The 12,243-nt window shown below is 35.1% G+C and carries 16 protein-coding genes; all 16 read left to right on the top strand.

The features are described from left to right. The first annotated feature begins 1 nt into the window (after position 1). The 16 genes from M4I44_RS05005 to M4I44_RS04930 all read left to right on the top strand — a co-directional run bounded on the left by M4I44_RS05005 (position 2) and on the right by M4I44_RS04930 (position 12,229). Positions 2–754, top strand: a complete 753-nt coding sequence (locus tag M4I44_RS05005) for an ABC transporter ATP-binding protein (protein ID WP_017496907.1) — start codon at positions 2–4, stop codon at positions 752–754. Then, complete coding sequence (locus M4I44_RS05000; protein WP_017496906.1) at positions 744–2,033, top strand: ABC transporter permease; 1,290 nt, start codon at positions 744–746, stop codon at positions 2,031–2,033. The genes M4I44_RS05005 and M4I44_RS05000 overlap by 11 nt, the downstream gene beginning before the upstream one ends. Beyond that, complete coding sequence (locus M4I44_RS04995; protein WP_249966689.1) at positions 2,008–2,457, top strand: thioesterase family protein; 450 nt, start codon at positions 2,008–2,010, stop codon at positions 2,455–2,457. Before M4I44_RS05000 ends, M4I44_RS04995 begins: the two co-directional genes overlap by 26 nt. A 111-nt stretch (positions 2,458–2,568) precedes the next feature. Beyond that, positions 2,569–3,708, top strand: coding sequence for a beta-ketoacyl synthase (locus M4I44_RS04990; RefSeq protein ID WP_249966688.1), 1,140 nt, complete (start codon positions 2,569–2,571; stop codon positions 3,706–3,708). A gap of 262 nt (positions 3,709–3,970) precedes the next feature. Further along, positions 3,971–4,663 carry a hypothetical protein gene (locus M4I44_RS04985; protein WP_249966687.1) on the top strand — a complete coding sequence of 231 codons (693 nt, stop codon included), beginning with the start codon at positions 3,971–3,973 and terminating at the stop codon, positions 4,661–4,663. Between the two features lie 10 nt (positions 4,664–4,673). Further along, complete coding sequence (locus M4I44_RS04980; RefSeq protein WP_249966686.1) at positions 4,674–5,291, top strand: 3-oxoacyl-ACP synthase; 618 nt, start codon at positions 4,674–4,676, stop codon at positions 5,289–5,291. A 2-nt stretch (positions 5,292–5,293) separates the two neighbouring features. Beyond that, complete coding sequence (locus M4I44_RS04975) at positions 5,294–5,551, top strand: phosphopantetheine-binding protein (RefSeq protein WP_017496902.1); 258 nt, start codon at positions 5,294–5,296, stop codon at positions 5,549–5,551. A gap of 143 nt (positions 5,552–5,694) precedes the next feature. Then, entirely contained in the window at positions 5,695–6,897 is a 1,203-nt protein-coding gene (locus tag M4I44_RS04970; RefSeq protein WP_249966685.1) for a beta-ketoacyl-[acyl-carrier-protein] synthase family protein, read from the top strand. Next, positions 6,888–7,955 carry a beta-ketoacyl synthase N-terminal-like domain-containing protein gene (locus M4I44_RS04965; protein ID WP_249966684.1) on the top strand — a complete coding sequence of 356 codons (1,068 nt, stop codon included), beginning with the start codon at positions 6,888–6,890 and terminating at the stop codon, positions 7,953–7,955. The genes M4I44_RS04970 and M4I44_RS04965 overlap by 10 nt, the downstream gene beginning before the upstream one ends. Further along, entirely contained in the window at positions 7,952–8,728 is a 777-nt protein-coding gene (locus M4I44_RS04960; RefSeq protein ID WP_249966683.1) for a polysaccharide deacetylase family protein, read from the top strand. The genes M4I44_RS04965 and M4I44_RS04960 overlap by 4 nt, the downstream gene beginning before the upstream one ends. 117 nt (positions 8,729–8,845) lie before the next feature. Next, positions 8,846–9,472 carry an outer membrane lipoprotein carrier protein LolA gene (locus M4I44_RS04955; RefSeq protein ID WP_089076649.1) on the top strand — a complete coding sequence of 209 codons (627 nt, stop codon included), beginning with the start codon at positions 8,846–8,848 and terminating at the stop codon, positions 9,470–9,472. After that, the gene (locus M4I44_RS04950) at positions 9,438–10,073 is read left to right on the top strand and encodes a hypothetical protein (protein ID WP_249966682.1); all 636 of its coding nucleotides are present in this window, start codon (positions 9,438–9,440) and stop codon (positions 10,071–10,073) included. The genes M4I44_RS04955 and M4I44_RS04950 overlap by 35 nt, the downstream gene beginning before the upstream one ends. 37 nt (positions 10,074–10,110) lie before the next feature. Next, positions 10,111–10,740 carry a porin family protein gene (locus M4I44_RS04945; protein ID WP_249966681.1) on the top strand — a complete coding sequence of 210 codons (630 nt, stop codon included), beginning with the start codon at positions 10,111–10,113 and terminating at the stop codon, positions 10,738–10,740. Between the two features lie 8 nt (positions 10,741–10,748). After that, positions 10,749–11,363, top strand: a complete 615-nt coding sequence (locus tag M4I44_RS04940) for an outer membrane beta-barrel protein (protein WP_017496895.1) — start codon at positions 10,749–10,751, stop codon at positions 11,361–11,363. 6 nt (positions 11,364–11,369) lie between these two features. Beyond that, positions 11,370–11,741, top strand: a complete 372-nt coding sequence (locus tag M4I44_RS04935) for a 3-hydroxyacyl-ACP dehydratase (RefSeq protein ID WP_249966680.1) — start codon at positions 11,370–11,372, stop codon at positions 11,739–11,741. 2 nt (positions 11,742–11,743) lie between these two features. After that, positions 11,744–12,229, top strand: coding sequence for a hypothetical protein (locus M4I44_RS04930; RefSeq protein WP_026110034.1), 486 nt, complete (start codon positions 11,744–11,746; stop codon positions 12,227–12,229). The last annotated feature ends 14 nt before the right edge of the window (positions 12,230–12,243 follow it).

Here is a 12,243-nt window from a genome sequence, read left to right as displayed (position 1 = left end):
TTTGCAATCCATAATAAAAATAGAATCCCTTTCGAAAAAGTACAAAAATGCAGATCTGTATTCTTTGAACGATGTTTCGCTGGAGATTAATCAAGGTCAGATTTTTGGGTTATTGGGACCAAATGGTGCCGGAAAAACCACTTTAATCTCCATGCTTTGCGGGTTGATCAAACCAACTTCAGGGCATTTCACTATTGATAGTCTGAATTATACTCATCATTCCTCCAAAATCAAAAAAATAATTGGTGTTGTCCCTCAGGAATATGCATTGTATCCTACATTGACAGCCCGGGAAAATTTACATTATTTCGGAAGCATGTATGGACTAAAAGGCAATTACCTAAAAGACAAGGTCATTGAAACCTTAGATCTTTTAGGATTATTAAAATTTGCCGACAAGCGTATTGAGACTTTCTCAGGCGGTATGAAACGCAGAGTCAATCTGATTGCCGGAATTTTACACAATCCCAAAGTTTTGTTTTTAGACGAACCAACCGTGGGTGTTGATGTACAATCGAAAAATGCCATCATAGACTATTTAAAATTCTTAAATCAAAACGGAACCACCATTATATATACGTCACACCATTTAGCAGAAGCGGAAGATTTCTGTACTCATATTGCCATTTTAGACCGTGGCAGAATTTATGCCCAAGGTACACCTTCGAGCCTAATTGCTTCTACTGAAGAAGCCCGCAATCTTGAAGAAGTTTTTATTTCATTAACCGGTAAAGACTTTAGAGATGGTATATAAAATTTGGATGTCGGTCGTAAAAGAATTCCTCCTGCTCAAACGAGATCTGGGTGGTTTGATCATTTTATTCATCATGCCTTTGGTTTTGGTGATCACCGTAACCTTGATTCAGGACAGTACTTTCAAAACCGTTAGCGATAACAAAATTCAGATTTTACTGGTCGATAACGACAAGGGTTCAGTGTCTAAAACCGTTTTTGATAATTTGGAGAAAAGTCAGCTTTTTAGTGTGGTCACACAAATTGATCATAAACCCATTACGGAAGAAATTGCCAGGGAAGCCGTTTACAAAGGAAAATTTCAGCTGGCCATTGTAATTCCGGAAAAACTAAGTGTTGATCTGCAAACCAAAATTGATCAGAATGTCGAAAACATTGTGAGCAAAATGGGGTTAACAGAAACAGATACCTCGGCTCAAGCCAAAAAACCGAAAGTAATTAAAGAAAAAGAAGTCAAATTGTATTTTGATCCTGCGGTTCAAATGAGCTTCAAAAATGCCGTGATGAGTTCCATCGATAAGATGATTTCACAGATCGAAACCAAGTCTATTTATACCACTTTTCAAAATCAGCTGGGAGAAGGAAATGCCGAATTTGAACAAAAAAGTTTCATCACTTTTAAAGAAATTATTCCGAAAATAAACAACAAAGAAGTGCGTCCGAACTCCGTGCAGCATAATGTTCCGGCCTGGACCCTTTTTGCAATATTCTTTATTGTAATTCCGTTGTCTATTAATATTGTAAAAGAAAAATCACAGGGAACGTTTGTTCGTTTATTGACCAATCCGGTTTCTAATATTGTGGTTATAATTGGTAAAACCATCACCTATTCTGTCATTTGTATGATACAGTTTTACATGATGGTTGCTGTGGCAATCTTTTTATTTCCACATATTGGTTTGCCTCCTTTGAATGTTGAAGGCCATTTATTTTTAATGAGTGTTGTAGCCTTATTTTCAGGTTTCGCGGCGATTGGTTTCGGAATTTTATTGGGAACGGTCGCAAGCACGCAGGAACAATCGGCTCCTTTTGGTGCGACAAGTGTTATTATCCTGGCGGCGATTGGCGGAATCTGGGTTCCCGTTTTTGCAATGCCGGGCATCATGCAGCTTATTGCCAAATCATCACCCATGAACTGGGGATTAGAAGCTTTCTATGATGTTTTACTCCGCAACGTATCTTTCCTTGAAATCATTCCAAAAATAAGTTTGCTATTTTTGTTCTTCATTATCACAACATCCATTGCATTATTCTATGACAAAAAGAAAAGAACAGTTTAACGAAGCAACCGAACTAACCGTTTCACATGAAATCAGAATTCGTTTTAACGAAACGGATCCGCTTGGCATCGTGTGGCACGGCAATTATATCACCTATTTTGAAGATGGACGTGAAGCTTTTGGTCGCCAACACGAACTTACCTATTTGGATATTGCCAAAACAGGCTACACAACTCCTATCGTAAAATCGAAATGTGAACACAAATTGTCTTTGCGTTATGGCGATGTAGTAACCATAGAAACTACGGTAATTGACACACCCGCCGCCAAAATGATCTATCGTTTCAGAATACTGGACGATAAAGGTGAAGTGGCTTGTACCGGAGAAACCGTTCAGGTATTTTTAGATCAGGAAGGAAATCTAATGTTGACCAATCCTCCTTTTTATGAAGAATGGAAACGAAAAGTTGGGCTGTTGAAGTAAAACACGAATGGCACGAATTTTCACAAATTTAAGAATAAAACAAGCAGTGCAAATCTGCCTAATCTGCTAAATCTGCGTGCTATAAAAATCACGCTGAAATAAAATCATAAAATGTTAAAAGAAATATACATTACACAAACCAACTGCATCACACCATTAGGTTTTGATGTCGAATCAAACGTTGAAGCGATTCTTCGAGGAGATTCCGGCATTCAGCTTCACAATGATATTTCTTTGATGCCGATTCCTTTTTATGGTTCGGTGATAAATAACGAAAAACTCAACCGTACCTTTGCAAAAATAAGTACGGAAACCCAATATTCCCGTTTAGAGAAAATGATGATTTTGGCTTTAGAACCGATTATCAAAAATTCGAAAGTTGAATTAAACTCAAAAACTGCTTTTATTCTTTCGACCACAAAAGGAAATGTAACGGCTTTAAAAGATAATTCAGAAGAAAGTTTTACTAATGCATATTTAGACGTTCTGGCAAAAAATGTTGCCACTTTTTTCGGATTCCAAACACAACCTATTGTGGTATCGAATGCCTGTGTATCTGGAATTTTAGCTATTTCTGTTGCCAAAAGAATGATTCAGTCAGGTCTTTATGACCATGCTTTTGTCGTGGCGGGTGACGAAGTTTCAGAATTTGTTTTGTCCGGTTTTAATGCTTTTCAGGCTATGAGCGATTTGCCATGCAAACCGTATTCTAAAAACAGAACCGGTGTAAGTTTGGGGGAAGCGACGGCCGCAGTGTTAGTTACCGCCGAAACTGCAAATGCCAAAATAAAAGTGATCGGAGACAGTTCGATAAACGATGCCAATCATATTTCTGGTCCTTCAAGAACAGGCGAAGGTTTGTTCAGAAGTATTCAAAATGCTTTGAAAGAAGCTCAAATTGAAGCTACCAAAATCGATTATATTTCGGCACACGGAACCGCAACGCCTTTCAACGACGAAATGGAAGCGATTGCCTTAAACCGTTTAGGTTTACAAAATGTCCCTGTCAATAGTCTGAAAGGATTCTACGGTCATACCTTGGGCGCTTCGGGATTGTTAGAAACTGTAATTGCCATTGAATCTGCCAATCAAAATATACTTTTCGAATCAAAAGGTTTTGACGAGATGGGCGTGACCGAGCCGATCAATGTTATTGAAACAAATAAAGAGCATAATATTGAGTATTTTTTGAAAACGGCTTCTGGATTTGGTGGTTGTAATACGGCAGTGGTTTTTGAGAAAGTGAAATAGAAAATATAACTTTTTAAAGAATGCTGAATTTTTTAATTCCCTTTCTTTTAAAATAGTAGTAACGATTTTAACAACTTTAGTCTTTGAAACATATTGTTCTTCTAAAACCATTTTAGAATACACGGTTTCAACAAGAATTTTTGATAAAAAGCTTTTTTGTTTTAATTGTAGATATTTTTCATAGAATTTCATACAGTATCAAATCTATAAAATTAATTCCAACTTGTAAATAAATCTTACAAGTTCAATTTTTTAAAAATAAATGAAACTATCAAAATTCATATTTATTAGTTTAGTTTTACTTTCTCTTTTTGGATGTAAAAAAAAGGAAGTTGAGAAGGTTGACGAACTACGATTTGAGAAGGGAGTCTTAAATAATGTCTTCGTTGAAATTGTAGATTCTATCTATATGGATCGAAGAATTATTACTCCTCCTCCATTTCCAAAACGAGATTTTAAAACCAATATAGAAGATACAACAGGTTATCATGCTGAATTAAAAAAATTTTACCATCATCGAGACAGTATTAAAAATGATAAAACAAGAATACTTCTTAGTGTTTATACCGATGTAGAAAAAATAAGTTCTTTTGAAACTGAAATGATTCATAAACAAATTAATATTTCATCGTATACTTATGACATTTCAAAAGAAACAGATAATTACAAAATTGATTTAAGAACTTTTGAAAGCAATAAAAAGTTTAATTTTCAAAACACATCAAAATATCCTGATCAAAAAAAATGGGATTTAAATGATATCAGTAATGTACGATTTCCTGTTGGAACAATTTCGGTATCAAGAATTCAATTCAATAAAACAAAAACGAGAGGAATTTTGTCAGCAACTGCTTCATGTGGCGGCGGAAAATGCGGTAGAGGTTTTTTAATTATAATTGAAAATAAATCTAGAACGTGGAAAATTGCCGAAGTTATTCATACTTGGGTTTCTTAAATTAAAACAAATGAATCCAAACAAAACTCACATACAATCCTATTGCACCATTGAAAACAACGAAATTGTTTTGAACGGAACTTCGGTATTCAAAATTGAACCGACCAATTTTAGTGATTTCTCTAAACAGGCCTATCGCAATTTTGACCTGCAATATCCAAAGTTTTTCAAAATGGATGCTTTGAGTAAACTGGCTTTTTTAGGAGCTGAATTACTTTTAAGTCCGATAACTTCTGATGAAAAAGAGAACAATATTGCCTTGGTTCTGGCCAACAAATCCTCGAGTTTAGATACCGATGTGAAATACCAGGAATCTATTTCCGACAAAGAAAACTACTTTCCGAGTCCGGCAGTTTTTGTTTATACCCTGCCAAATATTTGTCTGGGCGAAATAAGTATCCGCCATCAGCTGAAAAGTGAAAATTCTTTCTTTATATTTGATGCCTTTAACACCGAATTTATGTCCAATTATTCTACTATTCTTCTGAATACAAATAAAGCCGATAGGGTTCTTTGTGGCTGGGTAGAATTTTTCAATGACGATTACAAGGCTTTTCTTTGCACCATTAACAAAGAAGAAAGCACAAAATATAACAACGAAACTATCAATACATTATACAATAAATAATCATGGAAGCATTAAAAGAAGAATTAAAAAACAAAATCATTACTACTTTAAACCTTGAAGATATCGCGATCGAAGATATTGCAGATAACGATCCTTTGTTTGGAGATGGTTTAGGTTTAGACTCCATTGATGCGCTTGAATTGATCGTGATTCTGGATAAAGATTACGGAATTAAACTGGTAGACCCAAAAGAAGGAAAAACCATTTTTCAATCCATCGAAACGATGGCGGCCTACATTAGCGCTAACAGAACGAAATAGATTTTTAGATTGTTGGATTATTAGACTTTTAGATTTCTTAAATGAAAATATTCAAAAATCTAATTCAAAATAGTTTTTAAGACTTTTATGAACCAAAAAGAATAGTCCAACAATCCAACAATCCAATAATCCAATAATCTAAAATGACAAAAGGTGTTGCAATAACCGGAATGGGAATTATCTCCTCGATTGGAAATTCAGTCGAAGAAAATTACATTTCTTTAATCGAAAATAAAGTTGCGGTAACGCGTATCGAAAACATTGAAACGATTCACGCTGCTATAAATAAGGTAGGGGAGATTAAAAAAACCAATGATGAATTGGTTCAGGAATTAGACCTTACTCCCGATAATAACTTTTCGAGAACTGCGATGATTGGCACTTTTGCAGCGAAACAGGCTGTTAAAAATGCCGGAATCACGGCAATAAACGAATTCAGAACCGGACTCATTTCGGCGACAAGCGTGGGTGGGATGGATATGACCGAAAAGCATTATTACGATTATTTCAAACATCCTGAACTTGTCAAATACATTACCTGTCATGATGCCGGTGATGTAGCCGAAAAAATTGCAGAAGAGTTAGGTTTAAAAGGGATTGTTACCACTATAAGTACAGCTTGTTCATCGGCAGCAAACGCAATTATGCTGGGTGCAAGACTTATAAAATCCGGAAAACTGGACCGCGTAATTGTTGGCGGAACCGACGCTCTGGCAAAATTTACGATCAACGGATTTAAAACCCTCATGATTTTATCTGACGAATACAACAAACCTTTCGACAACAACCGAAAAGGTCTAAACCTGGGTGAAGCAGCCGCTTTTCTGGTTTTAGAATCTGATGAAGTCGTTCAGAAACAAAACAAAAAAGTTCTGGCCCGTGTGTCAGGTTATGGCAATGCCAATGATGCTTTTCACCAAACGGCTTCTTCAGAAAATGGAGACGGTGCTTACCTGGCCATGAAAAAAGCCTTTGACGTTTCAGGTTTAAAACCAAATGAAATTGACTATATCAACGTGCACGGAACAGCCACTCCCAACAATGATTTGTCTGAAGGAAGAGCTATACTTCGAATTTACGGTGATGAAAAAGTACCCGATTTTAGTTCGACGAAACCTTATACAGGACATACTTTGGCAGCTGCGGCCGCCATTGAAGCTGTTTACAGCGTTCTGGCGATTCAGAATAATGTGGTTTACCCCAATCTGAATTTTGAAACACCAATGGAAGAGTTTGACTTAAAACCGCAAACAACTTTAAAGAATAAAAAAATTGAACACGTTTTATCAAACTCTTTTGGGTTTGGAGGAAACTGTTCCACTCTTATCTTTTCAAAATGCAATTAAAAAAAACATATATAAATGGAATAGGTTGTATTTCGACTCAAAAAACATTTGATACTGTTTTTTTAGAAGAAGCCACACACAACCTCAACGAGAATGTACTAAAAATCGTTCCGCCGGTTTACAAGGATTATATTTCTCCTGCTGCCATAAGAAGAATGGCAAAAGGTGTAAAAAACGGAATCGTGGCCTCGGCAATTGCCATGAAAGATGCACAACTCGAAAATGTGGATGCCATTATTACCGGAACAGGATTAGGATGTATTGAAGATTCTGAAAAATTCCTGACCAACATCCTCGATAATGATGAGCAATTCTTAACACCAACTTCATTCATTCAATCGACTCATAATACAGTTGGCGCTCAAATTGCGTTGTTGCAAAAATGCAACGGTTACAATTTTACCTATGTCAACGGAGCGGTCTCTTTTGAATCGGCACTTTTAGATGCTAAAATGCAAATTGAGGAAGAAGAAGCACAGTCTGTTCTTGTGGGCGGTGTGGATGAAAATGGCGATTATACTACTGCGCTTTTTAAATTGTCAGGACGTATCAAACCAGACGGTCAACAACCTTACAACCTTTTAGATTCTACTACAAGCGGTGCCGTTTATGGAGAAGGTGCCAGTTTTTTTGTTTTAGAAAATGAACGAAAAGAAACTACCTATGCTGAAGTTCTGGACATTGCCATAGTAAATACTCTGGAAGAAAATGAAATTGAAGCAGCAATCAGATCCTTTTTGAAATCCAATCAGTTAGAAATTTCAGATGTTGATGCCTTGATTTTAGGATTTGACGGTAATGCAGATTTTGAAAATTATTATAAAAATCTAACCCAAAAGGACTTCGCTCAAACTCCGCAATTGTATTACAAACATTTGAGTGGTGAATACGATACAGCTTCGGCTTTTGCTTTATGGATGGCGTCTAAAATTTTAAAAACTCAGGAAATCCCTGAAATTATAAAAGTAAATTCAGTCGAAAGACCGGCTTATAATACGATTTTATTGTACAATCAGCTCAACGGAAAAAACCATAGTTTTACGTTACTTTCAAAATGATAACGCATAAAAACATTTCGTTATTCTTTCTCTTTGTATTGCTACTACTGCTTCTTCTGAATCTCTATACAGCAATTAACGGAGTATGGTTTATCGCAATTGTTTTAATTTGGTTAGGTATAAATGCTGTGGGCTCTGCTGTAATTTCTTCTAATTATCACGTAAAAACTTACTGCAATAATTCCTCAGAAACCCAAAAGAAAATTGCGATTACTTTTGATGACGGACCCTCTATTTTTACTCCGGAAGTTTTGGCTCTTTTAAAGAAATATGAGGTCAAAGCTACTTTTTTCTGCATCGGAAAAAATATCGAAACTCATCCTGAAATCGTACAACAAATTATAGCAGAAGGACATTTGGTTGGCAATCATTCGTACAGCCATTCTCCTTTTTTTGATTTTTACAATGCTAAAAAAATCACGGCTGAAATTCAGAAAACAGACGCTCTTTTAGAAAAATACACCTCCAAAAGAATAAACTTCTTCCGCCCGCCCTACGGAGTTACAACACCCTCCATCCGAAGAGCTTTAAAACGTACCGGCCACAAAGTGATAGGATGGAATATTCGCTCGCTGGACGGTGGCACAACCAACCAAAGTTTAATTTTCAACCGCATCATAAAACGTATTTCTCCGGGAGGAATTGTACTTTTGCACGACACAGGAGCACACTCTGTTTTGGTACTGGAACAGTTTTTGCAATTTTTGCAGCAAAACAATTATAAAGTAATTTCAACCGAAGAACTTTTGAATCTTAATGCTTATGAAAACTGAACGCGGATGAAGCAGATTCGCTTACGCGAAGACGTGGATAAAAACGGATTTTAATAATTTAATCTATGAAAATCCTTTAATCTGTGGCAAAATAATAAAGCGCAATTCGTAATAAATATGAAAACTAAAATAGCACTCTTAATTTTATTCATCTCAGGCAATTTGTTCGCTCAGGAACAAAAAATGTCTGATGCCGAAATTAATGCTTTCAAGCAGGATGTAAATGTAGTTTCCAAAAAAATCAAAACCCTGAGTACCGATTTTGTTCAGTACAAACACTTGGACTTTTTATCGAAAGATATTGAAACTTCGGGAAAAATGATTTTTAAAGAACCTTCTTTATTACAATGGCAATACAAGAAACCATACAATTACAGTATTGTTTTTAAAAACGGAAAAATCCTGATTAACGACGAAGGGAAGAAAAGTGCCGTTGATATTGGCAACAGCAAAATCTTTGGCAGAATCAACAAATTGATTGTCGGAAGTGTAAGCGGTAATATGTTTGACGACAAGGAGTTTGTCATTTCTTATTTCAAATCAAAAGGACAGAATATCGCTAAGTTTGTTCCTAAAGATGCTACTTTAAAAAAATACATCAAACAAATTGAACTGACTTTCGACAAAGAAGAAGCAACCGTAATTCAGGTAAAACTGTTAGAGTCCTCTGAAGATTATACCCGAATTGTACTTAAAAATAAAGTGATCAATGCAAAAATCGACGATTCAGTTTTTAATAATTAATTGCTTCCTTGCAATTGTTCTGGTTTCTTGCGGTTCTGTCACAAAAAACTATACTTCTAAAAAATTAGACCGAACGTCTTATCAGGTCCCTTATTTCGCAGATTCAAAAACCGATTACGTTTATAAAACCAACATCACAGTTTACGGCCATGAAATGTCTGGAATTTTCATCGCCAAAAAAATCAATGACACCACGCACCGTATTGTTTTTACAACAGAATTTGGCAACAAATTAATGGATTTTGAAATTTCTGAAACAGAATTTAAAATCAATTGGATTGTATCCGAATTAGACCGAAAAATCCTTATCAATACCTTAAGAGAAGATTTTCGCTTGCTGCTGAAAAAAGATTATATCTTTCAGCAACAATTCGAAAATGAATCAGCAGACATCTATAAATCACAGGATGGAAAACGTGACAACTATCTTTTTATCTCCAAAAAGGACCAAAAGTTAGAAAAGGTCGTTCAGTCTTCTAAAACAAAAGAAAAATTTACACTGACATTTAGTTCAGAAAACAATATTTTTGCTGAGAAAATTTTGATTAATCATCAAAATATTAAACTGAAAATTGAATTAAATTATTTGAAATCAGAGTAAAAATTTAAACTAAACCTAAACTTAAATCAAACCAAAAATGAAAAAAATAACCGTAATTGCCTTTGTTTTATGTATTGGAGTTATAACGTCAAATGCCCAGGTAAAGGTTAGTCCGGGATTACGCGGAGGTTTAAATATATCGGATTTAAGTAATATGCCGGAAAATAGCAGTTCAAAATCTGATTTTTATGTGGGTGCATTAATGGCTATAAAATTCAATAAATATTTTACGTTGCAGCCTGAGTTGAATTATTCCAGACAGGGTTCTGAGATTCGTTTGTCTTATTTAGATTTTGACAACAATACTTCCCGTCGCAGAAGCCAGAAAGCCGAAATTAACTATCTTACACTTGGAGCTGTGGCTAAATTTAATTTTAAAGGAAAAGGTTTCCACGTATTAGCCGGACCCTCTATAGATTTTAAAACCAATGATAATTTTGACAAATTTGGAGAGAACCCAGTTGATGTTGACTTTGCTATTGTTGGCGGAGTTGGGTATACCCTTCCAAACGGATTAACTTTTGAAGCCCGCATAAAACAAGGATTAGTTGATATTTATGGCTACGACGGATATGATTATGATAATGAAAACAGACGCTATTATGATGACATTACTTTAAATCAGGTTTTCCAAATAGGTATTAGTTACACTTTCAAAGTAAAATAAATTAAATCATGAACAAAAGAAATTTAATAATTATCGTATTGGCCTTGTTTGCCCTAACAAGCTTACAGGCACAGGTTACCTTTAAACCCGGTTTGAGAGCAGGAGCTTCTTTTTCTACATTCTCCAATACACGTTCCGACTATAAAACTGATTTTTATATAGGTGGTTTTGGTGAAATCAAATTAACCAAAATTTACACTTTACAACCCGAAATCACGTATAGTCAGCAAGGTGCGAGTAACGTTAAAACTTTTATCAGTTATAATAACGGTAACGATGTTGTGAGTTTGAAAGATTTAGAAATTGATTATCTTTCCATTGCTGTAGTCAATAAATTTACTTTAAAAAATGGCTTTCAGTTTCAGGCTGGACCCACTTTAGATTTTAGATTACGAGACAACTTACTTTATGAAAAATCAGATATTGATCTGGCTTTTATAATGGGTATTGGTTATAGATTACCTTCCGGATTGACTTTTGAGGCCCGTTTCAAAAAAGGAATTGTGGATGTTCTTGATAGTGATTATTACGGCAGCAACGGTAACAATAATGATTATTGGTTTAGAGATTATAATACAAATGTTAGTTTTCAAATAGGTGTTTCTTATCCTTTTGGCAAATAAAAAAATATGGTTTTAAAAGATTTTTACAAAGTTCTTTCCGAAGAAAAAACAGGAGATTCTAAATACACAATTTCGATTCTGATCAATGAAAAACATGACGTTTTCAAAGGTCATTTTCCGGGCAATCCGATTATGCCGGGAGTTTGCATGATTCAGATTATAAAAGAACTTACGGAGTCTATCACCAAAAGTACTTTGATCATGCAGACACTTTCCAATGTGAAGTTTATGGCGCTCATTAATCCGGAAGTAAATCCGGAATTACGTTTAGAACTTGATATTGTTACAACAGAAGAAAATTTGGTTAAGGTGAAAAACACCACTTATTTTAACGACACCGTTGCGCTGAAACTGAGCAATGTGTACAAAAAAATATAACTATGAAATTAGTATTGTCATTGTTTTTATGGGTTCATTTTGTGAGTACTCCGGATTTATCCAGCATTAGAAAAATGTATGCCGACGTCACAAAATCAGAAGCAAACGCTAAAGAATTTTCAGAAAAACTTTCCGGTATTTCTGCCGACGATGATAAAATTCTGGTAGCCTATAAAGCGGCTTCTATTTTATTGGATTCAAAGTTTAAAAACCGGTTAAAAGATAAAATGGATCGTTTTAAAGAAGGTGCAAAATTATTGGAAGCCACTATAAAAAATGATCCCAATAATATCGAAATGAGAATGATTCGCCTGAGTATTCAGGAGAACGTTCCCGGAATTACCGGCTATAGAAAAAACATTAAAGAAGACAAAAAATACCTCACTGATCATTACGCAGAGCAAAGTGCTGCTTTAAAAGAATATCTAAAAAACTTTGTTTTACAATCAAAGAGTTTCTCTGAGAAAGAGAAACAATTTGTGAAGTAGATAAAGGAAAAAAA

It is taken from the genome of Flavobacterium sp. B183 (genome assembly GCF_023539155.1).
Classification (GTDB): domain Bacteria; phylum Bacteroidota; class Bacteroidia; order Flavobacteriales; family Flavobacteriaceae; genus Flavobacterium; species Flavobacterium tructae.
The sequence above is the reverse complement of the archived record's forward strand: the minus strand, read 5'-3'. Positions and strand labels throughout refer to the sequence as shown.